Origin of the sequence: Natronorubrum halophilum (assembly GCF_003670115.1) — an archaeon.
Lineage (GTDB): Archaea > Halobacteriota > Halobacteria > Halobacteriales > Natrialbaceae > Natronorubrum > Natronorubrum halophilum.
Genome location: NZ_QQTY01000002.1, coordinates 496859 through 520656 on the forward strand (window position 1 = coordinate 496859; position 23798 = coordinate 520656).

At 65.7% G+C, this 23798-nt stretch carries 27 protein-coding genes; 16 read left to right on the forward strand and 11 right to left on the reverse strand.

Annotation, left to right across the window (positions count from 1 at the left end; translation table 11 throughout):
• Positions 1–72: 72 nt before the first annotated feature.
• Positions 73–324, forward strand: coding sequence for a hypothetical protein (locus tag DWB23_RS08540; RefSeq protein WP_121742397.1), 252 nt, complete (start codon positions 73–75; stop codon positions 322–324).
• A 125-nt stretch (positions 325–449) separates the two neighbouring features.
• On the opposite strand, the gene DWB23_RS08545 is transcribed toward DWB23_RS08540, so the two are convergent.
• Together DWB23_RS08545 and DWB23_RS08550 are read right to left on the reverse strand one after the other, a co-directional pair.
• Positions 450–1316, reverse strand: a complete 867-nt coding sequence (locus DWB23_RS08545) for an NAD(+)/NADH kinase (RefSeq protein WP_121742398.1) — start codon at positions 1314–1316, stop codon at positions 450–452.
• A 37-nt stretch (positions 1317–1353) separates the two neighbouring features.
• Positions 1354–2664, reverse strand: a complete 1311-nt coding sequence (locus DWB23_RS08550) for a M28 family peptidase (protein ID WP_121742399.1) — start codon at positions 2662–2664, stop codon at positions 1354–1356.
• 147 nt (positions 2665–2811) lie between these two features.
• On the opposite strand from DWB23_RS08550, the gene DWB23_RS08555 reads away from it, so the two are divergent.
• The 3 genes from DWB23_RS08555 to DWB23_RS08565 all read left to right on the forward strand — a co-directional run bounded on the left by DWB23_RS08555 (position 2812) and on the right by DWB23_RS08565 (position 4747).
• On the forward strand, positions 2812–3876 hold the full coding sequence (locus DWB23_RS08555; RefSeq protein WP_121742400.1) for a polyprenyl synthetase family protein: 1065 nt from the start codon (positions 2812–2814) through the stop codon (positions 3874–3876).
• A gap of 141 nt (positions 3877–4017) precedes the next feature.
• Entirely contained in the window at positions 4018–4404 is a 387-nt protein-coding gene (locus DWB23_RS08560) for a DUF7541 family protein (protein WP_121742401.1), read from the forward strand.
• A 73-nt stretch (positions 4405–4477) separates the two neighbouring features.
• Positions 4478–4747 (forward strand): DUF6684 family protein, encoded by a 270-nt coding sequence (locus DWB23_RS08565; protein WP_121742402.1) that lies wholly within the window; start codon positions 4478–4480, stop codon positions 4745–4747.
• Positions 4748–4757: 10 nt separating this feature from the next.
• On the opposite strand, the gene DWB23_RS22955 is transcribed toward DWB23_RS08565, so the two are convergent.
• Entirely contained in the window at positions 4758–4913 is a 156-nt protein-coding gene (locus DWB23_RS22955) for a hypothetical protein (RefSeq protein ID WP_162989775.1), read from the reverse strand.
• Between the two features lie 372 nt (positions 4914–5285).
• Between DWB23_RS22955 and DWB23_RS08570 the strand changes: the two genes are divergently transcribed.
• Both DWB23_RS08570 and DWB23_RS08575 read left to right on the forward strand, forming a co-directional pair.
• Complete coding sequence (locus DWB23_RS08570; RefSeq protein WP_238709380.1) at positions 5286–5552, forward strand: DUF7520 family protein; 267 nt, start codon at positions 5286–5288, stop codon at positions 5550–5552.
• Between the two features lie 65 nt (positions 5553–5617).
• A complete protein-coding gene (locus tag DWB23_RS08575) occupies positions 5618–6478 on the forward strand; it encodes a hypothetical protein (protein ID WP_121742404.1) in 861 nt (286 codons plus the stop codon).
• A 35-nt stretch (positions 6479–6513) separates the two neighbouring features.
• Here DWB23_RS08575 and DWB23_RS08580 read toward each other — a convergent pair whose 3' ends face one another.
• The gene (locus DWB23_RS08580; protein WP_121742405.1) at positions 6514–6870 is read right to left on the reverse strand and encodes a winged helix-turn-helix domain-containing protein; all 357 of its coding nucleotides are present in this window, start codon (positions 6868–6870) and stop codon (positions 6514–6516) included.
• Between the two features lie 195 nt (positions 6871–7065).
• Between DWB23_RS08580 and DWB23_RS08585 the strand changes: the two genes are divergently transcribed.
• A complete protein-coding gene (locus DWB23_RS08585; RefSeq protein ID WP_121742406.1) occupies positions 7066–7752 on the forward strand; it encodes a competence/damage-inducible protein A in 687 nt (228 codons plus the stop codon).
• Between the two features lie 70 nt (positions 7753–7822).
• On the opposite strand, the gene DWB23_RS23715 is transcribed toward DWB23_RS08585, so the two are convergent.
• Positions 7823–7945, reverse strand: a complete 123-nt coding sequence (locus DWB23_RS23715; protein ID WP_275086295.1) for a hypothetical protein — start codon at positions 7943–7945, stop codon at positions 7823–7825.
• Positions 7946–8139: 194 nt separating this feature from the next.
• On the opposite strand from DWB23_RS23715, the gene DWB23_RS08590 reads away from it, so the two are divergent.
• Entirely contained in the window at positions 8140–9339 is a 1200-nt protein-coding gene (locus DWB23_RS08590; RefSeq protein ID WP_121742407.1) for an ATP-NAD kinase family protein, read from the forward strand.
• Positions 9340–9442: 103 nt separating this feature from the next.
• Complete coding sequence (locus tag DWB23_RS08595; protein ID WP_121742408.1) at positions 9443–10474, forward strand: phosphate signaling complex PhoU family protein; 1032 nt, start codon at positions 9443–9445, stop codon at positions 10472–10474.
• Positions 10475–10633: 159 nt separating this feature from the next.
• Here DWB23_RS08595 and DWB23_RS08600 read toward each other — a convergent pair whose 3' ends face one another.
• The gene (locus tag DWB23_RS08600; protein ID WP_121742409.1) at positions 10634–11605 is read right to left on the reverse strand and encodes a cupredoxin domain-containing protein; all 972 of its coding nucleotides are present in this window, start codon (positions 11603–11605) and stop codon (positions 10634–10636) included.
• A 133-nt stretch (positions 11606–11738) separates the two neighbouring features.
• Between DWB23_RS08600 and DWB23_RS08605 the strand changes: the two genes are divergently transcribed.
• Positions 11739–13055, forward strand: coding sequence for an MFS transporter (locus DWB23_RS08605; protein ID WP_121742410.1), 1317 nt, complete (start codon positions 11739–11741; stop codon positions 13053–13055).
• Between the two features lie 151 nt (positions 13056–13206).
• Entirely contained in the window at positions 13207–13710 is a 504-nt protein-coding gene (locus DWB23_RS08610; protein WP_121742411.1) for a DUF5797 family protein, read from the forward strand.
• Positions 13711–13745: 35 nt separating this feature from the next.
• Here DWB23_RS08610 and DWB23_RS08615 read toward each other — a convergent pair whose 3' ends face one another.
• Positions 13746–14795, reverse strand: coding sequence for a DUF5787 family protein (locus DWB23_RS08615; protein WP_121742412.1), 1050 nt, complete (start codon positions 14793–14795; stop codon positions 13746–13748).
• Between the two features lie 197 nt (positions 14796–14992).
• Positions 14993–15436, reverse strand: coding sequence for a bis(5'-nucleosyl)-tetraphosphatase (locus DWB23_RS08620; protein ID WP_121742413.1), 444 nt, complete (start codon positions 15434–15436; stop codon positions 14993–14995).
• A 187-nt stretch (positions 15437–15623) separates the two neighbouring features.
• On the opposite strand from DWB23_RS08620, the gene DWB23_RS08625 reads away from it, so the two are divergent.
• From DWB23_RS08625 to DWB23_RS08635, 3 genes are all read left to right on the forward strand, one after another.
• On the forward strand, positions 15624–15959 hold the full coding sequence (locus tag DWB23_RS08625) for an uS10/mL48 family ribosomal protein (RefSeq protein ID WP_121742414.1): 336 nt from the start codon (positions 15624–15626) through the stop codon (positions 15957–15959).
• 99 nt (positions 15960–16058) lie between these two features.
• Positions 16059–17333, forward strand: a complete 1275-nt coding sequence (locus tag DWB23_RS08630; protein ID WP_121742415.1) for an amidohydrolase — start codon at positions 16059–16061, stop codon at positions 17331–17333.
• A gap of 221 nt (positions 17334–17554) precedes the next feature.
• Positions 17555–18802, forward strand: a complete 1248-nt coding sequence (locus DWB23_RS08635; RefSeq protein WP_121742416.1) for a M48 family metallopeptidase — start codon at positions 17555–17557, stop codon at positions 18800–18802.
• Here the strand turns inward: DWB23_RS08635 and DWB23_RS08640 are convergent.
• Together DWB23_RS08640 and DWB23_RS08645 are read right to left on the reverse strand one after the other, a co-directional pair.
• The gene (locus tag DWB23_RS08640; protein WP_121742417.1) at positions 18796–19584 is read right to left on the reverse strand and encodes a DUF4397 domain-containing protein; all 789 of its coding nucleotides are present in this window, start codon (positions 19582–19584) and stop codon (positions 18796–18798) included. The genes DWB23_RS08635 and DWB23_RS08640 overlap by 7 nt on opposite strands.
• Before the next feature lie 282 nt (positions 19585–19866).
• Positions 19867–21273, reverse strand: coding sequence for a geranylgeranyl reductase family protein (locus DWB23_RS08645; protein ID WP_121742418.1), 1407 nt, complete (start codon positions 21271–21273; stop codon positions 19867–19869).
• A gap of 215 nt (positions 21274–21488) precedes the next feature.
• Here DWB23_RS08645 and DWB23_RS08650 point away from each other — a divergent pair, with 215 nt between their 5' ends.
• Positions 21489–21821, forward strand: a complete 333-nt coding sequence (locus DWB23_RS08650) for a 2Fe-2S iron-sulfur cluster-binding protein (RefSeq protein ID WP_121742419.1) — start codon at positions 21489–21491, stop codon at positions 21819–21821.
• A gap of 6 nt (positions 21822–21827) precedes the next feature.
• Here the strand turns inward: DWB23_RS08650 and DWB23_RS08655 are convergent, their stop codons facing one another.
• Positions 21828–23015 (reverse strand): MBL fold metallo-hydrolase, encoded by a 1188-nt coding sequence (locus tag DWB23_RS08655; RefSeq protein WP_121742420.1) that lies wholly within the window; start codon positions 23013–23015, stop codon positions 21828–21830.
• An 88-nt stretch (positions 23016–23103) separates the two neighbouring features.
• Between DWB23_RS08655 and DWB23_RS08660 the strand changes: the two genes are divergently transcribed.
• On the forward strand, positions 23104–23736 hold the full coding sequence (locus DWB23_RS08660) for a rubrerythrin family protein (protein ID WP_121742421.1): 633 nt from the start codon (positions 23104–23106) through the stop codon (positions 23734–23736).
• The last annotated feature ends 62 nt before the right edge of the window (positions 23737–23798 follow it).

Below are 23798 nucleotides of genomic sequence, written 5' to 3' on the forward strand. Positions count from 1 at the left end.
GAGAGCACGCCGCCGACACACGCAAGCCCAACGTCTTTTCAGGAATCGACAGTATCCCCAATCGGGATCAGTATGTCCGAACACACCGACGACACCGGCAAAGACGAGCACGGGCGGGACGTCGAACTGACGCACGAAGATACCGACGCCGAACGAGCGCCCGAAGAGGAGGAACTCACCGACGAGGAGAAGGAAGCGCGGGAACGCCGGGACGAAGAACAGCGCCGGCAGGACATCGAGCAGAAGTCCGACGAGCGAGAGAACGACGCCCGCGAGCACACGAATCCGGATAACCACCGCGACGAGGAGCCGTTCAACAGCTAGCGGAGCCGTTCGACAGCCAGCGTTCGTCGAATCGACTGCGACGCGACGATCCGCCGCCATCCGCCGGTGCCGGTACGTTTTCTTCCGACGGACTCGAGGTCGGCCCGATCACCGAGAGCGACTGCTCAGTTCGACTCGAGGGCGTCGTCCGGAACCGAGAGCGTCGAGAGCGTCCCGTCGGCGGTGATGCTGACTCGCGAGCCGACGCCGATCGCGTCCACGGAACAGTCGTCGACGACGAGCGTGACGGCACCCTCGTCGCGTTCGACCGCGAGGGTGACGTTGTCATCCGGGAGCACCCACCGACGGGTCTGCGTGACGAACGGGGCGATCGGGGCGACGGCGACCGCGTCCACGGCCGAAGCGAGGTGTGGAGCGTCGACGGCGCTGGCGTATCCGTGACTGCCGGCCGGCGTTGCGACGACGACGCCGTCGGCGCGGAACCTCGCGAGAGCGTCGCCGCAACTCTCCACGCTGTACTCGGAGATCCGCGCCGGTTCGTCGGTCACGAGCGTTACGTCGAACAGCGCCCGTTCGCGGGTTTTGTCGGTATCATCGCTGGTGTCGTCGCCGGCGTCGTCACCCTCGACCACGACCCCCAGTAGCGACCGCTCGGAGACGGTGGCGGTTCCCTCGAGGACGGCTCCGAGCGCCGCCGGAAGCTGCGCTCGCGCGACGGCGTCGATCCCGGAAATGTCGCCGACCGGCAGGACGGGACCGTCGAATCCCACTCGAGCGACCGCCGACAGATCGCGCTCTCCCCCGGTCACCAGCAGCGATGGCGCTGCGGCGAGAACGTCCTCGAGGTTGCCACGGAGGGCCGTGGCGTCGTGGGCGTCCAGAACCGCGTCGAGGGAGTCTTCCGCCCGGATCGATCGGCTACCCGAGTCGTCGCTGACGTTCCCCACCAGTTCCGTTCCGATTCCCGTCGCTGTCTCCGAGTTGACGATCCCGACGACCGGCCGCTCGTCTTCGGACCACGCGGCGTCCATGTCGAGCCGTTGGCGCGGGTCGGAAAAAAGCGTGGGGTTATGCGTCGTCGGGCCAGTCGCCCGTGACGCGCATTCCCTCCGCCAGTCCCTGTTCCTCGAGGCCCGTGGCGATTCCTTCAGGATCCCGGTGCTCGACGGTCGCGTCCTCCCGGGTGAGGGTGACGACGAGGTCGGTCAGCAGGATCGCTTGCTCCCGGAGCGTCCGCGGCTCGAGTTTCTCGAGCGTGTCGGCGAAGGTGTGCCCCCAGCCGCGACCGACGTCGTCCGAGGTCGATTTGACGTGATAGCCCGGCACGCCCCGTCGGACGAACGGCCAGTGATCGCTGTGGGGCCCGAGTTTCGGGATCGTCTCGATCGGATGGTCGTAGCGCTCCGCGACGTCGTTCGCGGCGGCCTCGAGTTCGTCGAAGCCGTGGGTCGTCAGCGAGAGCGTTCGGTCGCTGACGACGCCGTCGTTGTTGACGATCGCGACGATCGTCTCGCGGTCGGTCGACTCGGCGTGGTGGGAGGAGCCGACCAGTCCGACCTCCTCGGCACCGTAGGCGACGAACTCGACGCGCGTCTCGAGGGCCGCCTCGCGATCGGCGAGGGCGGTCGCGATTTCGACGAGCATCGCCGTCCCCGCGCCGTTGTCGGACGCGCCCTCGGCGATGTCGTGGGCGTCGACGTGGCTGGTCACGAGCACGCGCTCGTCGGTGTCGGGGCCGAGTTCGGCGTGGACGTTCTGGCTCCGGGCCGCGTGGATCGCCGCCTCGACGGCGAGTTCGATCTCGTCCCCGTCGAAGCGCCGCGCCAGCCGCGCACCGACCTCGCTCGAAACGCCGACGGCCGGAATCTCGCCGATCGGCTGCTCGTCGGTGCCGACGCTCCCGGTCGGCGGCAGGCAGCCCTCGACGTGATTGCGGTAAACGAAACCGACGGCCCCGTTCTCGACGGCGCGGTAGTACTTCTCTCGACGGTGGATGTAGCGTCCGTGGTACGCCGGAATGTCGCTGCGGACCATGACGATGGCTCCCTCGAGGTCGCGCTCCTCGAACTCCGCGGGCAGGCCGTAGCCGAGGTCGACCAGCGGTGCCGCGACTCGCTCGGACGGGCTTCGGGGGAGCGCGATGCACTCCTGCGTCCTATCGCCGGCCGCGATCGAACTCTCGCCGCGCGTCCACCCCTGAACGTCGAACGAATCGAGACGAGCGTTTCTCGCACCGGCAGACTCGAGCGCGTCACGCGTCAGTTCGGCGGCCTCGCGCTCGCCGTCGCTGCCCGCCATTCGATTTCCGATATCGACCAGTTCTTCGAGGTGGTCCCAACCGACGTCGCTCCGAAACACATCGCCGATCCAGTTCGTCATGTCAGCCGTGTTGGCGTCCGGTGGGGTAACTGTACCGCTCGAGATCTCACGGACGCGGTACGGCGGCGAGGTGGGAGTAGCCAATTCGTTCGTCGCTGACAGGACGAACAGGGAATCTTTTTTACGCCCCTCCCTCTCGAGACGTGTATGCGGGAGACGCTTGCCGACTGGCGACCGGCCATTGACGAGACGATTGCCGATCTGGTCCCACGCGAAATCGACGCCGACTACCTCGAGTCGTTCTTCGGCGACCCGACCTACGAGTACGATCCCACCGGCATCCAGCGCGCCCTCTCGACGCCGCTGTGGGATCTGCTCGACCGAGGCGGAAAGCGGTGGCGGGCGATCCTGTTTCTCGTCTTCATCGAGGGATTCGACGAAGACCCGGCGGAGTTCCTCCAATATGCCTGTATTCCTGAAATCCTCCACAACGGGACGATCATCGTCGACGACGTCGAGGACGAAGCGACGATTCGCCGCGGCGAGCCGGCGCTCCACCACGTTTACGGTCAGGACATCGCGCTCAACGCCGGCAACGCGATGTACTTCTTGCCGTTGAAAATACTGACGACGAACCCGGCCGACCTCCCGGCCGACCGCCGACTCGCCGCCTACGAGATGCTGATGCAGGAACTCAACCGAACCCACCTAGGCCAGGGGATGGACATCTGCTGGCACAACGAACGCGGGGTCCGGATCACGCCCGAGCAGTACCTCGAGATGTGTGCGTGCAAAACCGGCTGTCTCGGCCGGATCGTCGCGCGCCTCGCGGCGATCGTCACCGACCAGTCAGCCGAGGTCGAACGGGCCGTCGCGACCTACGCGGAACTGACCTCGGTCGCGTTTCAGATCGGCGACGACATCCTGGACGTCGAGAACTCGCTGGGTCGAGCCGGCGAGTTCGGCAAGGAGTTCGGCAACGACATCCGCGAGGGGAAAACGACGCTGTTGGTCATCCACGCGATTCAGGAGAGCGAGCCGGAACGCGCTCGCCGCCTTCGGGAGATCTTGAGCGCCGAGACGACCACCGACGAGGAGATCAGCGAGGCGCTGTCGATCATCGAGGACGCCGGCAGCCTGGCGTACGCGCGCGATCACGCCCTCGAACTCGCCGCACAGGCCCGCGAATCGATCGATCGACTCGAGTTCGACGACGAGACGACGCGGAAACTCCGGGAGTTTACCGAGTTCGTCATCGACCGCAAGGAGTGAGGACCGTCTGCTGACCGCCACTCGTCGCCGGTTCCCGACTCAAAGCTGATACGGCGGGGACAGCCATCGCACGGCACATTCACGAGAGTCGACAGGATTCCCTAGCTTCTACTAGCCGGCTGTGGTAGGTACGCCTCAGAGATGGCCGATCACTCGAGCGCGAACGATCGAGAGCGACCGACCGCCAGCCCGTGGCCCGTCCTGATCGCTCTCGGGCTCGTGTTCTCGGAAGTCGGCATCGTCGTCGGCCTCTTTCCGGTCGCCGTCGCCGGCCTCGTGCTGTTCGCCGCGAGCGTCGCCGGCATCCTCGCCGAGTCGAGCCACGTCGCGAGTCCGTGGCCGCTTACGGTAGGCGCTGGTCTCGTGTTCGTCGCCGCCGGATCGGCGCTGTACGCCCTCGGCACCGGAGCGCTGGTCGTCCCCGCAATCGACGGGCTCACGGGACTCGCGAGCCGCGGCCTCGCGGTCGCCGTCGCCGGCGTCGTCACCGTCGTCGGCGCGGGTATCGTCCGGTACCGGAAGCGCTAGCGACCGCGCTCGAGCGACGCTGACGCGGCGGATCGAATCGCCGAATCGAACCCACACCGAACCCACACCACACATGAGCCGAAGCGCATTCGACGCCGAAATCACGCTGGATCTCACGGTCAACCTCATCCCCCTCGCGATCATCGTCTTCTTCACCGCGCTCTTTGCGGTGTTCAACCCGTGGGGCTTCTCGCCGTTGCAGTCGACGATCCAGTTCGCGATCTTGCTTTCGATGAGTTTCCTCCTCGGACTCGCCACCTATCTCGCGGCCCGCGCGATCGAAGGTGACGACCGGACACAACACGACTCGGCGGAGACGGAATCGGAATCGGAGTCGCCGTGACCGCCGGCCGTCAGTTGATGATGAGCACGAACCCGGCCAGTGCCATCAGGAGTGCGATCCCGACGAGGAGCAACAGGAATAGTTCCTTCTCGGACAGCCCTCGACGGCCGCTCGAGTCGCTGGAATCGCCGGCGTCGGAACCGGTCGTACGTGAATCGGAGTGCACGGGTGCTCTGGTTCGGGGCTACATCGCGGGGACTCAAAAAACGGTGTGGCGACGAGCGCGAGTAGCGAGCGCAACGACTGCATTGTACAGCCGTTCGACCGATGATAACGGTCCCCGGTGAGTACGGGTTACGGATGGTCGGCACGCAAAAGACGGGGGTGGGGGTGCAACGACGGGGTGACAGCGTCCGGCGCTGACGACCTCGCCGTACGTCATCGTAACACCCGCCGTGAATACCGGTGACGCCAAACAAATTTGGTAGTCGTATGCTATCGCCCGGTCGGACCGGAGACGGCCACTCGAGTCGGCTTCCCGATGACGCGTCGATTCGAAAACGCAACCGCCTCGTGTCCGCGCCGAGAACGGTCGGGCGTGACTGACGAGATCGAACTCGGCGGTCGGCGCGTTGTCGCCGGCCTCGTCTGTGCGCTGGTCGCCGTGACCGCTGCCTTCGGTGCCGTGCTCGGATACGCGCTTCCCGCGCGGACCGACCTCGAGGAGATCGTCGTTCTCGAGATGGCGGTTCCCGTGACGCCGGTCACGTTCGCCCTCTACGGCGGCGTCTCGGTCGGCTTCTTTCTGGTGACGTTCCTGCTCGTCGTCCACGCGATCTCCCGGTTCGACGACGACGCGGTGTAGCCGCGGTGTCGGACGGCCGCCGGTCGGTCGCGGGAGTTATCCTCCCCGGACCGTAATCGTCCGTTATGCCGTCGACGGACGTAATCATCGTGGGGGTTGCGGCGCTGTTCGGACTCGTCGTCCTCGGGACCGGCTTGTCCATCACTTCCATCGGCGTCGAGCGGGTTCGGACGGCTCGCACGCTCCGCGAGGCCGGACCGACGGCGCTGGGTGATGTCCCCGAGGCGCGCGGCCTCGTCAAGTTCGAGGGGGTCGCGCGGGAACTCGACGGGGAGACGCTCGAGGCACCGGTGTCCGACGCGACGTGTCTGGCGTACACGGTCCGCGCCCGGACTCGAGACGACGCGGGCCGCGCAGCCGAGACCCGTTCCGACGAGCCGACCGACGCTGTCGGGAGCGACGAGGGCGATGATGCGTGGCGCTTCGATGGTGGGGTCTCCGCCAGCGTCCCTTTCGCGGTCGAAGACGGGATCGACCGCGTCACGGTCGACCCGGCGAACGCGGTGTTATCGCTCGACGGGTGGTGGACGACCCAGACCGCGTGGACGGACGACTCCGACCTCGCTGCCGACGCGCTGGATCGGCTGGAAGCGGCCGGCCGCTCCGAACCCGACGACGATATTACCGACTCGAGCGCGTCCGGGTACCGTCAGTACCGCGAACAGCGCCTCGAGTCGGGGGATGATGTCCACGTCTTTGGCGCATCCGTCGCCCGAGCGGGCGCTCGCGGCGGCGGTTCCGACGATCCCGTTACCGTCGTCGGCGACGACTGGTTCGAAATTTCGATCAGTGACGAGCCGTCCGTGATTCCCGAACGGTACAGATCCGGATCGCTCTACGTCATCTTCGGCGGCCTGATCGCGGTTCCGGGGATCGGGTTTACGCTTGCGGGTGTCGTCGGACTGATCTCGACACTGCTGTTGTAACGGTCCCCGCACGACTGACAGCAGAAGGAGCCAGTCTACTCCGTGAGCTGATCCTGGAGCCTGTTTTTCGCTTCGGTTCGGCGCTTGCGCGAGAACCGCGGCTTCACGTCCGAAAAGTCGATTTCTATCTCGTCGAGCGTTCGACGATAAATGTTCGTTCGCCGTCCTTCCTCGGAGAGTTGCCGTCCCTCACAGGTCAACAGGCCAGCATTGACGAGTTCTTCGATTCGACGGTAGCAGGTGGCGATCGGAATCTCGATATCCTCGCTCAACGCTTGCGCCGACTTCGGCGTTCCCGCTGCACAAAGAATCTCCGCGCTGTATTTGCTCCCGAGCGCTGAGAGGACCGCAGTCGAGTTTGACTCGGTTTCTTCCGTCCGACTCTGAGACATCGTTTACTCTGTAACAATCTATTCAGATTGAATCTTATGGTTGTGTGTAAGTCTTTATTCCGTGATTGTAACTAAAATTGACAATTTTTGTCAGTGATACACAACGATCGGTCCGAACGGAGAACCGGCGGGCGACACCGAACCGGGCCGACGGCCCTCGATACTCGTTTGCCGCTCCGGTCCGAACGGTACGCCATGAATGTCGCGGTCGTCACCGTCGGAGACGAACTGCTCGCCGGACGAACGACGAACACGAACGCCACGTGGCTCTGCGAACGGCTCACCGAGCGCGGAGTTTCCGTCGAACGCGTTACGACGGTCCCGGATCGCATCGCCGACATCGCCCGCGTCGTCAACGAGTACCGCGCCGAGTACGACGCCGTCATCGTCACCGGTGGCCTCGGTCCGACCCACGACGACGTCACCGTGGAGGGCGTCGCCGCCGCGCTGGGTCGCTCGCTCGAGGAACACGACGGAGCGCTCGCTTGGCTCGAGGAAGACGGCTACTCGCGCGCCGACCTGACCAAAGGGACGGCGGACCTACCGCGGGGCGCGCGGGCGCTGCACAACCGAAACGGCGTCGCCCCCGGCGCGGTCCTCGAGGGGGTCTACGTCCTTCCCGGCGTGCCGTCGGAGATGCGGGCGATGTTCGAGTCGATCGCGACCGAGTTTTCGGGAACCAGAACGTACCGCGAGGAGGTCGTCGCCGCCGAACCCGAGAGCGCGCTGCTCGATCGGATCGCGGCGGTGCGCGAACGCTTCGACGTCGTCATCGGCAGCTATCCGGGCGAATCGGTTCGGCTCTCGCTCCAGAGTACGGACGAAGCGACCGTCGCCGAGGCCGCCGCGTGGCTCCGCGAGCGCGTCGAACAGCCTGAGTAACGGTTCGACCGCCGAGACGAGCGTGGCTCGAATAGCGTCGCTGCCACGGTCAGACGGTCTCGTGAGGTGATTACCGGTACAGGTAGGCGAGCCATCCAACCGTCACGAGCAAGCCCAGCCCGAAGACGACCCAGCCTGTTTGCTCCGGCAATTCCGTCCCCGTTTCGAGAACGACGGACGCGAGTTCGTTCATGGTCCGCGATCCGTTCCCACGCCTCTTAACTTTTCAGAAAGCCGCCGCGTCGGACGCGTCGCTCGAGCCGATCCGGTATAGTCACGACTCGGTGACCCCGCTGTCGAAATCGACGGCAGGAGAAGCGTCCGTCACGAACGCCACGCGCGTCGAGCGGACCACACGCTTTTGGATCGGCTTTGCCTACAGCCGCCATGGAGTCTCTCGGTGTCGTCGTGAACCCGATCGCGGGGATGGGCGGTCGGGTCGGGCTGAAGGGGACCGATGGCAAACTCGAGGAGGCGCGGAGGCGCGGAGCGAAGGCGCGAGCGCCGGATCGGGCGCGCGACGCACTCAGCGCGTTGCACCGGCGCGAGCCCGAGCTGACCGTCTACACGGCAGCGGACGTGCTGGGCGAACGCGCGGTTCGGGACGCCGGCTACGAGCCGGTCGTCGTCTACGATCCGATAGCCGGGGAATCCGACGCTGCCGCCGGTGACGACGGCGACGGCGGCTCGAACGGCAGGACAGGGTCGGTCGAGCCTGCGGCCGCCGAGACGACGGCGGCCGACACGCACGCGGCCGTCCGCGCCTTTCTCGAGCGCGGCGTCGATTTGATCTGTTTCGTTGGCGGCGACGGGACGGCCGTCGACGTCGCGGAGGTCATCGAGCACGACGCCGGGAGTCATGCGGCCGATCCCGACGACGCGACGAGCGCGTCTCCGGACGGGGACGTGACCCCGATGCTCGGTGTGCCGGCTGGCGTCAAGATCTACTCGTCGGTGTTCGCCGTGACGCCCGCCGACGCCGGCCGGATCATCGCCGAGTTCGATCGCGTCGCGCCCCGCGAGGTGAACGACATCGACGAGGACGCGTACCGCGAGGGGGAGGTCCGAGCGGAGCTCAAGGCCGTCGTTCCGGTCCCCGTCGCACCCGACGTCCAGTCGGGCAAGCAGGTCGCGAGCGGGAGCGTCGACTCGCTGGCGTCGGGGTTCGCCCGCGAGGTCGACCCGGATCGAACGTACGTGTTCGGCCCCGGAAGCACCGTCGGCGCGATCGAGACGGAACTGGGGATCGAGCCCTCGCCGCTCGGCGTCGACGTCTGGCGCGACGGGACGGTCCTCGCACGCGACGCGTCCGAAAGCGAGATCCTCGAGGCCCTCCCGGAGCCGGCGACGATCGTGATCTCGCCGATCGGCGGACAGGGCTTCGTGTTCGGTCGCGGAAACCACCAGATTTCGCCCGCGGTCATCCGCCGAGCCGACGAGATCGAGATCGTCGCTTCGGACGAGAAACTAGACGGGATCGACTCGCTGCGCGTCGATACCGACGACGAGGACCTCGACGAAACGCTTCGCGGCTGGGAGCGGGTCCGAACGGGACGATTTACCACCAGACTCGTGAACGTTGTATAAGGTACGGGGTATGCGCCCGCTCATAATCAACCATATAACTATCCGAGTCAGATATAATGACCATATAGTCAAGATTAAGGTTCGGTCCTTCCTAAGAGGGCGTATGGAAACGCGGAAAGTGCAACGATTGGGTCCGTCGACGCTCGCCATGACTCTCCCCGCCGAATGGGCGTCCGAACACGACGTCGAGAAGGGCGACGAAGTATCCCTCCGAACCAGCGGTAAAGGGACGTTGACCGTCATGCCCGAATCGGCAAGTACGGAGGAAACGGAGGCTATCATCCACGCCGACGACCTCGACGCCGACGCCGTCGAGCGCGCGATCGTCGCCCAGTACGTTCTCGGGCGACGCGTCATCCGCATCGACACCGAGGACGGGGCTCTCGAGTCTGACCACATCAACGCGGTCTACCAGGCCGAGACGCAGCTGATGGGGCTCGGCGTCATCGAAGAGACCCCCGAGAGCATCTCGATTCGCTGTTCGGTCGATCCGGAGGATTTCACGCTCGACAACCTCCTCGAGCGCCTCGAGCGAACCGGCCAGACGATGCGCGGCGAGGGGATCAAGGCGCTGGCTCACGGCAACCCCGACCTGGCCCAGCGAGCCCTGAACCGGGAACGACAGGCGAACAAGATCTTCGTCCTCCTGCTTCGGTTGATCTTTACGGCCTACCAGAATCCGAACCTCGCGCGGGCGATCGGCCTCAACAGCGGCTTCCCGCTGATCGGCTACCGCTCGATCGCGAAGAACCTCGAGTTGACGGCGGACAACGCCGAGGACATCGCCGATATCGTCATCGAGACGGAGGGCCACACCCTCGATGTCGACAGTTCGGTCATGCGCGACATCCGCGAGCTGAACGAGCTGGTCGACGAGATCACCTCCATCGCGGTCGAGGCGGCCGTCGAGCGCGATTACGACAAGTCCAACAGGGTTCGGGCGCTCTTCCACGAGATCTCCGACCGCGAGAAGGAGATCCTCGCCGACCTGCCCGAGATGGAGAACGACGACCTGCTGCGCGTCCGAGAAGTACTTGTCAGCCTCCAGCAGACCGCACAGTACGCGATGCGAAACGCCGAAATCGCGGCAAACCTCGCGCTGAACGAGGAGTCCGAGCACACAACGATCAACTGATCCCGGCCGAGCCGCGCAGGGACGACCGCGCGACGCGACCTACCACGCGACTCGCCACGCGGTCGCGTCCTCCCTTTTTCCCGGCCGTTCGTTCGGTGACCGCGACTCGAGGCTCGAGCGCCGGCGTCGGTCGATACCCATCGGTGGCCGGACCGTCCGTTACGCGTCCCGGACGTCGATGGAACCGACCATAGTCTGTTTGTGCGGCTCACAGACGTAGCGGTCCATCGTCGCAGTTGCTTCCACGGAGACCGAAACGACGTCGCCCTCGTTCTCCGTGAAATCGGTTTCCGCGAGGCCATCGTCCGCCTCGTCGCGGATCTGTAGATTGTGCGTGAGACCGTCGCCGTTTCGCCACTCGATCGCGTACTCCCGGCCCTCGAAGAGGAGGAGCGTCGGATTCTCGACCTCCTCGATCGGCGCGGGTTCGACGCCGACCCAGTTGGCGGCGGCGCCTTCCAGAACGATCTCGTCGACGTCCTCCCAGGCGGCCGGCTCGAGCGCTTGTTCCCGCTCGTCCCCATCGTCACCACTGCCCTCGTCGCGACCGTCGGTAGTCTCGCCGTCCCCACAGAGTTCAGGTCCTCCCCGTGGGGAAAGGAGGCCGTACCAGTCGCCGTCGATTTCGACGCCGTTCACGAACGCCGACTCGGTGACCGTCTCGCCGCCGTCACCGTACGCGACCGAGAATCGAAGCTCCACGGCGGTCGCCACCGTTCCCGTGATATCCGCCTCGAATCCGGCGCGGGCGTCGTCCGGGTAGGGTTCGACGCACTCACAGGTGACGTCGTCGACGTCGGCGTCGATCCACTCGAGGTCTGTCGGCCAGCCGTTCTCGAGTTCCTCGGCGATGTCGGCCTCGTCGAGGGCTTCGTCTTCGAACTGTTCGACGGGATAGTACGACGCAGCGGTCTCGAAGTCGCCATCGCCGAGCGCGGCGATCATGGATCGACCCACGTCACGCGCCGGTTCGTCCGACGTGGAACTGTCCCCCGGTTCGTCTTCGTCGGACGGATCGGTGGTCTCGTCACCGTCTGTCTCGAGCGTACCGATACAGCCGGCGACGGGAGCGACGATACTGGAGGCGACGACGGCTTTGAGCAACTGCCGTCGAGCGGGGCCGTTCGGCATACTACTGCTTCATTGATACGTATATAATACGGTTGTGAACGTTTTCAAATAATGGCACAGTTCGGGAGTTGGAAACCGGCGGCCACCTTTCGCTTCGAAACGGTAATCGGACGGGGCGACGCACGTACGTTCAATGCGGGGTCTGCCTCGTCGGATCGTCGCACAGTTCGCCGTCGACCGGCGAGTGCTCGCGCTGGCGTTCGCCCGGATGGCCGACGGGATCGGGAACTCGTTTCTGATCATCGTCATCCCGCTGTACGTCGCGAGCGGTATCGTCCGTGGGGCGACGTTCGGGCTCGAGGAAGCGATGGTCATCGGGATCATCCTCTCGCTGTTTGGCTTTCTCAACAGCAGTTTTCAGCCGCTTACCGGCCGACTCTCCGATCGGTTCGGGAAGCGCAAACCCTTCATTCTGATCGGACTCGGCGGCCTCGCGGCGACGAACCTGGCGTACGTCGTCGCGGAGTCGTACCTCTCGCTGATCGTTATCCGCGGCCTCCAGGGCGTCAGCGTCGCGTTTATCATTCCGGCGTCGATCGCGCTCGTCAACGAACTCGCGACGACGGAGGATCGCGGCGGCAATATGGGCGTCTACAACACGTTTCGGCTGATCGGGTTCGGTGCCGGCCCCGTCGCGGCCGGCGCGGTCGTCAATCTCGGTCCGTACACCCTCCCTTCGGACGTCGCGATCGTCGGTATCCCCGCGGACGTCTCGATCAGTGGTTTCGATGCCGCCTTCTACGTCGCCGCGGTGGCGGCTATGATCGGGTACGCGCTGGTGACGGTCCTCATCACCGATCCCGACGCGACGAAGGCGAACGCGGGCGCGGATCTCTCGATCCCGATCCGCGACCGCTCCGGCAAACACCTGCTCGACCCGATCTTCACCCTCGGCGTCGCGTCGCTGTTCATGGCGGCGGCGATCGCCCTCTTCGCGACCATCCAGCCACAGGTCAACGCTCGCCTCGAGCAGGGTTCGACCTGGTTCGGCCTCCAGTTTGCGGCGTTCATCCTCGCCCAGGTTCTCCTGCAGACGCCGATCGGGCGAGCGTGTGACTACTACGGACGACGGCCGTTCATCGTCGGTGGAATGGCCCTGCTCGTTCCGACGACGCTCGTACAGGGGTTCATCTTCGGCTCCGAGGTGATGTTCCTCGCACGGCTTGGTCAGGGCATCGCCGGCGCGATGGTGTTCGCGCCGTCGCTCGCGCTCGCGGGCGATCTCGCCGGCGAGGGCGAGTCCGGATCGAAACTGTCGGTGCTCACGATGGCGTTCGGATTCGGAATCGCCATCGGTCCGCTCTCCTCGGGCGCGCTGGTCGGCTACGGCTTCTACGCGCCGTTCGTCTTCGGGGCCGCACTCGCCGCCCTCGGAACGGTTCTGGTGTACACGCAGGTCGAAGAGACGCTCGAGACGACGCGCTCGATACCGGGAAGGAGCGACGAGTGACGCGGAACAGCGGTCAGCGACGGATCGCGATCACCCGCCGGTCCGGCCCTGGGAACCGCGCCCGCAGAGCGCCGTCCGACGTTTCGACTCCCTGTACACGAGAAGCGACGGGACGCAACGCAAAAGTAGGGGATCCGCATACGATTCGACGATGACGCTCTCGGAGGAGGCCACAGAACGGTTGGCAGACGTGGTGGAGTTACAGCCGACGAAAAACGGGGAACTACAGGAGCGGTGGGACATGGAAAGCGGCAGCGAGGTCCATCAGTTCCTCGAGAACGAACTGGGTGACTACTACTTCCGTGACGATAACAGCCTGATCCGCGCGACGGCCGAAGCAGCGGATCTGGTGGACGTCGAACCCGGTATCGAGAGCGATCCGGAGAACGACGGGGTTCCCTCTCGGATCCGCGTGCCGGAACTCCAGAGTCAGATCGTGGCGGTGCTCGCCGGACCCGACGACGAGTCCCAAAGCGTCGTTTCGGTGCTCCACGCCCTCCGAGACGAGTTCGATGTCGATCCCGAAGCCGAAGACGTTCGCTCCGGCCTGCAGAGCCTCCGGCGCAAAGGCGTCGTCGAGGTCGAGTACCGAACCGTTCCGACGTTTCGGCTGACCGTCGCGCGCGAGGACCTCGAGGTCGGCATCTCCGATTGAACCGTCGTGCGGGTGCCGGTCTCGAGTCCGCTATATTACAGCCCGGGTCGCCGTCGTCGCCGACGGTCCTCGAGTAACCGTCGACATCGTTTTCCTGGGCCGCCCTCGATCGGCCACCCCTGCGTCCGCCAGACCGGCGGCTCCGGTTCGAAGTCGGCACAGTTCCCGGAACACTCCGCGGCCGTCTGACACCGTCCCTTCGCAGCGCAGTCCGGCGAGAGTTGCCGTCCGTCTCGAGCGCGCAACTCGAAGTGCCGGCAGTCGGGTCGCATGGTATCGACGAACAAGCGCCAGCCGCGTTCGTAGGCCCGCTCGGCGATGGCGAGCCGTTTTTCGGCTTTCGTCGCCGGGTCGACGTACTCGAAGCGCGCCGCCGAACCGTCTCGAGCCCCGCCGTCCGGTCGCTCGAGGATCCGCGTTCCGCGCTCGTCTATGGGGAGCGAACGGGGATGCCACGCGACATCGACGGTGAGGGCTTCGGGCTCGAGCGCGAGAATGCCCGCTTCGATCGGCAGATCCTCGAACAGCGCCGGTTCGACGGCGCTGCCCGTTTCGCGCGTCGCAACCCAGACCTCGTCGGCCAGCCCCATCGCGACGTCGTACTCGAGCTGAGAGCCGAGCGCGCGAGCGGCGCTGGCGTCGAGGTCGGGTTTGTTCTCGATCGCGACGATCCGCTCGAGCCAGTCGGGATAGCGCCACTTCCTGCGGATTTCGATTCGGTTCCCGTTCTTTCTGGTCGCGACGATCCCGCGGTCGTCGGCTCGGTGGATCGCCTCGCGAACGTAGCGCCACGGGTAGCCGGGGTGGGGAAGGCAGTCGCGGTAGTAGGTCCACTCAGCAGGCGCGTTCCGGACGACGTGTAACAGATCGCTATCGAGCCGTTTCCCGCCGAAATTCGCCCGCTCGCGGAGGGCGTCGGGGTTGCACTCGAGGACGATCGTGTCCCAGCGGCGGCGTTTCGTCCCGAGTTGGCGAGCGACGACGACCGCGCGGTCGTCGCTGGCAACCGTCTCGAGCGGCCAGGCGCGTTCCGCGAAGCGACAGGTTCGGAGTTCGAACGCGAACTCGCTCGTGTACCGGTCCACGGCGGTGCTTGGAACCGCGCGAGCAAAAGCGCTGCTCGATCGGCCGACGGTGCTCGAGGGGGCGATATCGGATCGAACCGACTCCGATCGCTCGAGCAGCGGCGCTACGGAACGCCGGCCGGCGGAATTGGCCCGGGCGGCGTTACGGAGCGGGCAGTGGCCCGCTCGGTTGCCGACAGCCCGCTCGAGACGAGGTGTTACTCCTCGTCTTCGTCCTCGTCCTTGCGGTCGTCGAGAAACCCGTGGGCCTGTTCGAGGATCTCCCGCGGGCCGTCCTGCGTGACGGTGTTTACCGCCTGGTCGTAATCTCGCCACTGGAGATCTCGATGTTCGCTTGACAGTTCCGCGCTCGCCTCGAACGACTTCGCAACGAAGAGGTGAACGGTCTTGTGGATCGTCTTACCGTTCGCCTGGAACACGTAGTTGTAATCCTCGCGAAAGCCGTCGAGAAGTCGGAACTGTTCGATACCTGCCTCTTCCTTTATTTCGCGGATCGCCGTCTGCTGTAGTTCTTCATCTCCTTCGACACCGCCCTTGGGAAACTCCCAATCGCCTGGGCGGCTCTTGAGTAGAAGATACTCGCGCCGGCCCCGCGTATCGCGGAAGAGGATCGCGCCTGCGCTCGTAGCTTCGACTGCCATTAACTGTGCTAATAGGTGCGACGTTAAGAGAATATCGGACTGTTCGTCCAGCGTATATCCGATTCGGCCCGATACCCGCTCGCGCTCTCCCGGTCTACCCCGTCGGATTCGGTCGCCGGCCGCGGCGCAACTGGGCGCATCTCAGCAAGTTTTTACGCGCCGGCCGTTGACGATTGGACGATACATCATGACCTTCGTTACCCGCCTCACGCTCCAGAGCGGCGATCGCGCCGCACTCGACGGGATCGTCGAAGACATCAAAGCCAACGCCGAGCGCAAAGGTGCCGCCCTGAAAGGTCCCCACTCCCACCCCCCGAAGACGTTCTCGGTCCCCCAGCGCTGTCGGCTCCACGCCGACGACGACCGCCAGTTCGCCACGTGGGGGTACACCGTGTTCACCCGCGAACTCGAGATTCACGGCCACGACAGCCTCGCGCGCAACATCGCCGAACAACGCTTCCCTGATTCGGTCCACATCGAGGCCGAAGTCGAGCAGATCCACGGCGCGGGGCGCGGAAACTGAGCGCTCTCGGCTGCCGACCGACCTTTCGGGTCCGAACCTGTCTCCGACCCGAACCGACGTGAGGTGAGTACTTTTCACCGCTCCCGACGAGAATCGGATATGAGCACGACAGACCTCGTTTCGCTCCGCCGAGACCTCCACCAGCGACCCGAACCCGCCTGGCGAGAGTTCTACACGACCGCACGGATCGTCGAGGAACTCGAGTCTCGACTCGACCTCGACGAACTCCACGTCGGTCCCGACGCCATCGCGGGCGAGCACCGCATGGCGGTCCCCGACGACGCCGAGCTGTCCGTCTGGTACGATCGAGCCAAGGAAGCCGGGGCCGACGAACGGATCCTCGAGCAACTCGAGGGAGGCTACACGGGCGCGGTCGCCGTCCTCGAGCGCGGCGAGGGTCCGACCGTCGGGCTTCGGGTCGATATCGACGCGCTCCCGGTCGAGGAGTCCGGCGAAACCGGCCACCTCCCCGCAGCGGAGGGCTTTCGCTCCCGACACGAGGGGGCGATGCACGCCTGTGGGCACGACGCCCACGCGACGATCGGTATCGGCGTGCTCGAGCAGGTCGCCGCGAGCGACTTTTCGGGGACGCTGAAGGTGTTCTTCCAGCCCGCAGAGGAAGTCGTCGGCGGCGGGAAATCGATGGCGAAAGGCGAGCACGTTCGAGACGTCGACTCGCTGCTCGCGGTCCACGTCGGACTCGATCACCCCACCGGCGAAATCGTCGCCGGTCTCGACGGCTTTCTGGCGGTTCGCCACCTCGAGGCGACGTTCACCGGCGAGGGCGCACACGCGGGCGGCCATCCCGAACAGGGCCGCAACGCGGTACAGGCGATGGCGACCGCCGTCCAGAATCTGTACGGCATTCCGCGCCACAACGACGGCAAGACACGGGTCAACGCGGGCGTCGTCGAGGGTGGCAGCGCCGCCAACGTCATCCCCGAGGAGGCGCGCATCCTCGCCGAGGTCCGTGGCGAGACGACCGCGCTCATGGAGTACATGCACGATACTGCCCGCCACGTCATCCGGAGCGCCGCCGAGATGCACGAGTGCGAGGTCGCGTTCGGAATCGGCGCCGAGGCGCCGAGCGCGACGAGCGACCAGCGACTCGTCTCGATCGTCGCCGACGTCGCGGGCGAAACCGCAGGCGTCGAGCGCGTCCTCGAGCGCGACGAACTCGGCGGCAGCGAGGACGCGACTTTCCTCATGCGGACCGTTCAGGAAAACGGCGGCGACGCGTGCTACGTCGGCGTGGGAACGGATCACCCCGGCGGCCACCACACCCCGACGTTTGACGTCGACGAAGCGAGCCTCGATCACGGGATCGACGTGCTCGCCGGTGCGATCGAACGGATCAGTCTCGAGGGCGTTTGAGCCTCCGACTCCCGAGATCTCCGTTTTACTGACTTCGCTTCGCGCTGCGCTGTCGAACGCTCCCCGTGACTCGAGCACGGCGGCCGGAATTCCTCCCAGCGAAACGAACAGTTATAGTACGCGAAGAGTGTAGGCTGCAGGCAACGCGATCGGTTTGCGCCGGTCCATCGCGCCGCGGGCGTTTCGGACGGATTCCGAACTCGACGGCGCGCTCGATACCTATGGGAGGAACAGCCAACCGCCGCGTCCGTCTCGGACTCTGGATCCGAATGCTCGCCGCGAGCGCGCTCTTGCTCGGTGCGCTCTTGCTCCTGCTCGTCGTCGAGTTCCTGTTCGTGTTGTTCTTCGGGGGGCTGGTCTACTGGTTCGCGCTCGGGACGATCTTCTCCGTGATCGCAGCGGTGCCGACTGTCGCGGCCGTCCTCGGCGTCGGCTGCTACCTTGCGGTGTGTCTCGTCGGCTTCCACGCGTTCCGGGCCGCCCGCGCGGGCGACCTCGAGCACGGACCCGATACCGTTGCTACAGCGATGGGAACGTCGCTCGAATCCGTTCGCCGACGGTTGGGCGTTCGTGGGCGCGTCGCCGTCGCCGGAACCATGCTCGCGCTCGTGGCCGCGAGTCGCTGGCTCGTCGAGGCGGTCGGCGTCGAACTGTACTTCCTCCCCCTGACGATAGTCGCGGCCCTGTTCGCCGTCGTCTCGCACTCCGTTCACATCGCTCACGACGAACTGAACGGCGACGTCGCGGTGCTCCGAACGCTCGACGAGTCCGTCCACCTCTCTACCGACCTCGAGCGCGATCCCGAACTCGAGACGATCCGTCGGCGTGCCGATCGACTGGCGCGACAGGCCGGCGTTCCGACGCCGTCGATCGCGATCGCGGTGACGCGGACGCCGACGGCGCTCACCGTCGGCTATCGTCCCGCCGAGTCCACGATCGTGCTCTCACGCGGACTCGTCAAGGAACTCGACGAACGCCAACTCGAGGCCGTGTTGGCCCACGAACTCGCACACGTGGTCAACCGGGATGCAGCCGTCATGTCGATCATGTCGATTCCGGCGGCGAAAGCCGAGGCGTTCGCCGAGCGGTACGACGGCGTCGGCTCCCTCCTGGTGCTCGCGCTGATGCTGCAGGGGCTCTCACGGTGGTGCGTCGTCGTCGTCGCTCGCCACCGGGAGTACGTCGCCGACGACGGTGCCGTCGCGATCACGGGCGACCCGGCGGCGCTCGCGAGCGCCCTCGAGACGCTCGACCGGTCGGTCGCCCGGCGACCCGTGAGCGACCTGCGACGCCACCGCACCGCGGCCGCGTTCTCGATCGTGCCGCCGCCGTGGGAGGAACGCGGCGTTCTCGACCGTACGCGCCGGTTCGTCTCACGCCGGCTGTTCGGCACGCATCCACCGACCGAAAAGCGGATCGAACGGCTTCGGCCGGTGTCGATTTCCTCGGCAGTTGCGTCCGATCAGTAGTCGTCGCCCTCGTAATCGACCACGACCTCGAGATCGAATGGCTCGTCTGCGGGTGCGCTCTCGGGTTCGAGGTACCCCACGGCGAACGCCGTGTAGACGGTTCCGGCCGCGGGCTCGATGTCGAAGGTCGCAACGACGTCGCCGTCGTTGTCGTCGGTCGCAGCCCGAACCTCGAGCGTGTACGTACCCGGGGCGACCTCGACGGCCGCTGTGTCGCCGAAGGCGACGTTCTCGAACAGGACCGTCTCGCCGTCTCCTACCGTGACGTCGACCGCGGGAGCGTCGGGCGAGGCGTGAACGAGGCGGATTCGAGCGTCGTCACCGGGGCCGCTCAGGTCGTCTTCGAGGACGGCCGCCTCGAAGGGCTGGGTTTCCTCGCCGAGTTCGCCCAGTGCGGCGATGGTGTAGTCGCCGTCGCCGACCTCGACCTGGTCGTCGAAGACGACGGTGTCGGCGTCTCCGGCGGCCGTGATCATCACGTCGTACGTCTCGGGCGGGAGTTCGAGGTACTCGCTGACGGTTCGGTAGGGCACGTCCTCGAGGACGGCGTCGCCGTCGACCCAGACGTCGACGTTCGGCGCGTCGGGTGAGAGATGGGCAACGCGGACGCCCGCGTTCTCCTCCATCCCGTCGTCCTCCATTCCGTCGTCCGTTTCGTTATCCATTCCACCGTCGGTCATCTCGTCGTCCGTATCGTCGCCACCCATGCAGCCGGCGAGCGCGATTCCACCTGTAGTTCCGATCAGTGTCAGTGCGTGCCGGCGCGTGTGGTTTTGTGACATCACAACACGTTACTTGAGGGGCAGAAAAGTCGAAAGTCCCTAGCAGAGTAGGGCTACAATCGCAAGATCAGACATGTAAAGCGATGTTAGATTTGTCGAGGGAGATCGCCCTGTGCGGCAGCGTTGCTGCCGTCAGCGCGACAGACCGTGGTTCGAAAGATGCCGAAGGCGTCTTTCGTCACTAAGCGGAGCGAAACCCTGTGGGGTCCAAAAGAGCCTCCGACTCTTTTGAAGATCACGAGAGAGCGGAACTCTCTCGAACGACAGAGTAAAACGCCGGTGTTAGTATTTGGGCTCCGCTCCGGTCGTCTCGTAGACCTGCTCCATCAACTGGTCGCGGCGGTCCTGCCAGCCCGAGAGCCCCGCGGGACTGGTCGGATACTGCTCGTAGTGGGCCAGCAGGTCGTCGGCGCAGCGTTTCGTCTGGTAGAGGTTCCAGATGGTGCCCCAGTGGCCGCGGCTCTTGAGTAGGGCCTCGAGCTTGAGCTTCAGGCCGATGTCCGTGCTCCCCGAGTAGAGCGCCTCGGCGAGTTTGTCGCCGGGCATCGCGGCGAGCAAGCCCATCAGGTCGTCGACGTCGACGGCCGTCGAGAGGATGTTGTAGACGTCGAGTGCGGCGTAGCGAGCGCCGAAGTGGTCCATGACGCGCTCGTTGTACTTCCAGAAGGTGGCCTCGCTGTAGTCGCCGGTCTCGAGCGCTTCGATCGCCTGGTCGGCGGCGTACTTGCCGCCGTAGGCCGCGCCGGCGATGCCGCCGCCGGTGGTCGGGTTGACGTGACCCGCGGCGTCGCCGACGGCCATGTAGCCGGGGTGGACCGCGGAGTCGTAGGGCCGCCGCGTCGGAAGGGCTGCACCGAGTTTGTCCTCGACTTTCGCGCCCTCGAACTCGGGGCGGTTCTCGAGGTCGCGTTTGAGGTCGTCGACGAGGTGCATCGGTTCTTCGGTCATCTGGAAGCCCAGGCCGGCGTTGATCTCGGTGTCCGTCCGCGGGAAGTACCAGAGGTACCCCGCGGCGCGTTCGGTCGGCTTGAACACGAGGGCGTCGTGCCACTCGACGGGTTCCTCGACGTGGACGATCTCGCGGTAGGCCGAACAGAAGTGCGAGTAGTTGACGTTGGTGTCGAACGTCGACTCCGAGAAGTCGACGTGGTCCTGCAACACCGAGAGCGATCCCGCGGCGTCGATGACGATATCGGCCTCGTAGCTGATCGGGTCCCCCTTTCGGATGGCTTCGACCCCCGTCACGCGGCCGTCGTCGGCCTGCGTGACGGTTTTGACGACCGTGTCGTACTTGAATTCGACACCGGTGTCTTCGGCGCCGTCGATGATCCGACGGCCGTACTCCCAGCGGTCGATGACCGCCAGTTCGCCGGGCACCGGAATCTCGAGGACGGTGTCCTCCTGTGGGATCTCGAAGCGGCCGTGATCGACGCCCGTGTTGGTGAAGGCGGGCTCGAGTTTCGACTTCGGGATCGCCTCGGGGAAGGCATCCGCGCCCTTGAGTGCGTCTCCACAGGCGATGTGGCCCGCTTCCTCCTCGGACTTGCGCTCGAGGATGACGACATCGTATCCTTCGCGTGCGACGGTCGCTGCAGCGTAACATCCTGCAGTCCCGGCACCGACGACGACCACGTCCGGCGAGCGGGTTTCGGATGCGGTCGTCGCGGCCGACTGCTCCTGCGTGCTCATACACACATGATCCACACCACGGGAAGAAAACGTTTTATGTGTGATTTGTTGGGCTGACGGGGGCGAAACCGGGAGACGACGTCCGGGTTCGTGCCGGTTCGACCGTTCGGGCGGGCTCACGCCACCGAACGGGTTCCAGAAATCGAGTCTCGTTGTCCCTATCACAACAGATCGGGGAATAAAGAGTTTTAGTGCGGTCTTTCGTAGCGGCCTGTATGACAGAGTACACGATCGAGTTCGTCGGAACGGGCGAGACGATCACCTGCACCGACAAACAGACGATCCTCAGTCGCTGTCTCGAGGAGGGCATCGCCCAAGAGTACTCCTGCCGGGTTGGGATGTGTCTGGCCTGTTCGGCCGAGATTCTCGAGGGCGAGATCACCCAGCCCGCGGCGCGGGGGCTGACGGAGGAGGAAGCCGAGAACTACGCGCTCACCTGTATGGCGCGCCCGCAGTCGGATCTCAAACTCGATCGGGGCAAGTACCCGCCGAGCATCGAGGGGGACCTCGCAGGCGGCGCAAACGACGGTGCGGTCGCCGACGACTGAGATCCGTTACTCTGCAACCGCACAGTTGTTCGGCCCGAGTTCGAGTTCGAACGCCGTCTCTTCGTCGATATCCTCGAGTCCGAGATTCGCCGCCACGATGCGCTCGTGGTTGGCCGGTCGTGTCGGGAGATCGTTCGTCGTGTGAGTGACGAACTCGTCTTCGTCCATCGAGAGCGTTGCGAGCCGATCGCGCAGGGCCTCGAGTCGGATGGCGTACGTTCCGTCCGCCCGCGGCTCGGCGGCGTCGCTGTAGTGACCCGGTGAGATCGTCATCCCGTTCGGCTGTACGAGGACGCGATCCCGAACGCTCTCGTACAACCGTCGAGCGGCGGCGGCCGCACCGGCGTCGCCGCGTTCCAGATCTGGTCGACCGACACCCTCGAGAAACAGCGCGTCGCCGGTGAACAGGATACCGGAATCACCGCCCTCGAGACGAAGCGAAATCGATTCGGTCGTGTGGCCCGGCGTCGCCATCGCGGTCAGCGTTGCGTCCCCGACGTGAAGTTCGTCGCCGTCCTCGAGGGTCGCCGCGTCGAACGTCAGCCCGCGATCCGTCGCCCCTACTGGGACGACCGCGGCCGCACTGGTCCGTTCCGCGAGCGTGCGGACGCCGCTGACGTGATCCGCGTGGACGTGCGTGTCGATGGCGTACCGGATCTCCGCGTCCCGCTCGTCGGCAGCGGCGACGTACCGGTCGGCGAACGCTCGAAGCGGATCGATCACCGCCGCCTCGCCGCCGCTGTAAATCGCGTACGCGAGACATCCGCTCGAGGGGCGGTCGTACTGCACCACCGTCGCGGGCGCGTCAACGTCGAGTTCGCGAGCAACGTAGAGGTCGGCCCAGGCGTCCATTCCGCCGGCGAGGTTGCGCGCCTCGATGCCCGCTTCCCGGAGGAGGCCGACGGCGTGTGCACTCGCTTCGCCGTGGCCACAGACCGCGAGGATCGGTTCCTCGAGATCGGACACGAGGTCGGTCACGTCGCCGGTGGCCTGGGCCTGAACGAATTTCATGTGCGGAATCTGGACGGCCTCGACCCCGTCGCCTGCGAGGTGCCAGCGCTCGAACTCGTCGCGGTCGCGGACGTCGAGGACGGTCATGGAATCGTCGGATCGAAGGCGGTCGGCCAGCGCGCCGGGAGCGATGGAGGGCGTTTCGTCGGCCGATCGCTCGTCGGCATCGTTCCGGTCGGTCATGGCAGTCGATACGCGTTCTCGGCGGTTAAAGTCGTGGCCGGGTCGGACTGTCACCAACGTTCAACAGGCTCCGCGGTGTCGTCTCGGTATGGACGCCGCCGAATTTCGGGACTCAGTCGAAGAATCGATGTCCGACGAACTCGAGCGACTCGGATCGTCGAAACTCCTCGTTGCGCTCACCGACGCGGACCTGACCGAGAAGACGGTCCTTCGGACGGTTGCGAACAGCGAACGCGCCGCCATGGAGACCTTCGAATCGTGGGCCGATGACGAGGAACACACGGACGCACGGGACGCCTTCGCCGACTGTTACGATCAAGAGCGCGAACACTACGATCGAGTCGTGGCTTTCCTCGCTGACGAGTACGAAGCCGACGCGGACGCCGGCGAACTGCACGATCGGCTTCGATCGCTCGAGACGACGGCGGCCCGCCTCGGCGGGCTCGTCGGTCGATCGCTGATCGGCGAACGGACGCACCTGCAGGTCGTGAGCTTCTTCGTCAACGAAGGAGACGAGCGGCGCGCCGACGTTTTCCGGGAGCTGCGGACCGAAACCGCGGCCCAGGGTGATCGGGCAGCCGAACTGCTCGAGACGGTCTGTAAAGAGACCGAGGACTGGAATCGCGCACGGACGGCCGCCGAGGAAGCCATCGACGCCGCCTACGATGCGTACGCGGACTCGATGGATGACCTCGGCCTCGATCCCAAACCGATCTGTTGAACGGTAGCGGGACGGATCGATCCAGGATACTCGACGAATCGAACGACTGGTCGGACGGAAAA

What these genes read in the sequence shown, in the direction of transcription:
- DWB23_RS08660 (WP_121742421.1), top strand. Translation starts at nt 23,104, where the DNA reads ATGGACGCCGCCGAATTTCGGGACTCAGTCGAAGAATCGATGTCCGAC.
- DWB23_RS08605 (WP_121742410.1), top strand. Translation starts at nt 11,739, where the DNA reads ATGCGGGGTCTGCCTCGTCGGATCGTCGCACAGTTCGCCGTCGACCGG.
- DWB23_RS08580 (WP_121742405.1), bottom strand. Translation starts at nt 6,870, where the DNA reads ATGTCTCAGAGTCGGACGGAAGAAACCGAGTCAAACTCGACTGCGGTC.
- DWB23_RS08650 (WP_121742419.1), top strand. Translation starts at nt 21,489, where the DNA reads ATGACAGAGTACACGATCGAGTTCGTCGGAACGGGCGAGACGATCACC.
- DWB23_RS08575 (WP_121742404.1), top strand. Translation starts at nt 5,618, where the DNA reads ATGCCGTCGACGGACGTAATCATCGTGGGGGTTGCGGCGCTGTTCGGA.
- DWB23_RS08550 (WP_121742399.1), bottom strand. Translation starts at nt 2,664, where the DNA reads ATGACGAACTGGATCGGCGATGTGTTTCGGAGCGACGTCGGTTGGGAC.
- DWB23_RS08540 (WP_121742397.1), top strand. Translation starts at nt 73, where the DNA reads ATGTCCGAACACACCGACGACACCGGCAAAGACGAGCACGGGCGGGAC.
- DWB23_RS08555 (WP_121742400.1), top strand. Translation starts at nt 2,812, where the DNA reads ATGCGGGAGACGCTTGCCGACTGGCGACCGGCCATTGACGAGACGATT.
- DWB23_RS08560 (WP_121742401.1), top strand. Translation starts at nt 4,018, where the DNA reads ATGGCCGATCACTCGAGCGCGAACGATCGAGAGCGACCGACCGCCAGC.
- DWB23_RS08545 (WP_121742398.1), bottom strand. Translation starts at nt 1,316, where the DNA reads ATGGACGCCGCGTGGTCCGAAGACGAGCGGCCGGTCGTCGGGATCGTC.
- DWB23_RS08590 (WP_121742407.1), top strand. Translation starts at nt 8,140, where the DNA reads ATGGAGTCTCTCGGTGTCGTCGTGAACCCGATCGCGGGGATGGGCGGT.
- DWB23_RS08565 (WP_121742402.1), top strand. Translation starts at nt 4,478, where the DNA reads ATGAGCCGAAGCGCATTCGACGCCGAAATCACGCTGGATCTCACGGTC.
- DWB23_RS08640 (WP_121742417.1), bottom strand. Translation starts at nt 19,584, where the DNA reads ATGTCACAAAACCACACGCGCCGGCACGCACTGACACTGATCGGAACT.
- DWB23_RS08625 (WP_121742414.1), top strand. Translation starts at nt 15,624, where the DNA reads ATGACCTTCGTTACCCGCCTCACGCTCCAGAGCGGCGATCGCGCCGCA.
- DWB23_RS08635 (WP_121742416.1), top strand. Translation starts at nt 17,555, where the DNA reads ATGGGAGGAACAGCCAACCGCCGCGTCCGTCTCGGACTCTGGATCCGA.
- DWB23_RS08630 (WP_121742415.1), top strand. Translation starts at nt 16,059, where the DNA reads ATGAGCACGACAGACCTCGTTTCGCTCCGCCGAGACCTCCACCAGCGA.
- DWB23_RS08595 (WP_121742408.1), top strand. Translation starts at nt 9,443, where the DNA reads ATGGAAACGCGGAAAGTGCAACGATTGGGTCCGTCGACGCTCGCCATG.
- DWB23_RS08610 (WP_121742411.1), top strand. Translation starts at nt 13,207, where the DNA reads ATGACGCTCTCGGAGGAGGCCACAGAACGGTTGGCAGACGTGGTGGAG.
- DWB23_RS08585 (WP_121742406.1), top strand. Translation starts at nt 7,066, where the DNA reads ATGAATGTCGCGGTCGTCACCGTCGGAGACGAACTGCTCGCCGGACGA.
- DWB23_RS08620 (WP_121742413.1), bottom strand. Translation starts at nt 15,436, where the DNA reads ATGGCAGTCGAAGCTACGAGCGCAGGCGCGATCCTCTTCCGCGATACG.
- DWB23_RS08600 (WP_121742409.1), bottom strand. Translation starts at nt 11,605, where the DNA reads ATGCCGAACGGCCCCGCTCGACGGCAGTTGCTCAAAGCCGTCGTCGCC.
- DWB23_RS23715 (WP_275086295.1), bottom strand. Translation starts at nt 7,945, where the DNA reads ATGAACGAACTCGCGTCCGTCGTTCTCGAAACGGGGACGGAATTGCCG.
- DWB23_RS08655 (WP_121742420.1), bottom strand. Translation starts at nt 23,015, where the DNA reads ATGACCGACCGGAACGATGCCGACGAGCGATCGGCCGACGAAACGCCC.
- DWB23_RS08645 (WP_121742418.1), bottom strand. Translation starts at nt 21,273, where the DNA reads ATGAGCACGCAGGAGCAGTCGGCCGCGACGACCGCATCCGAAACCCGC.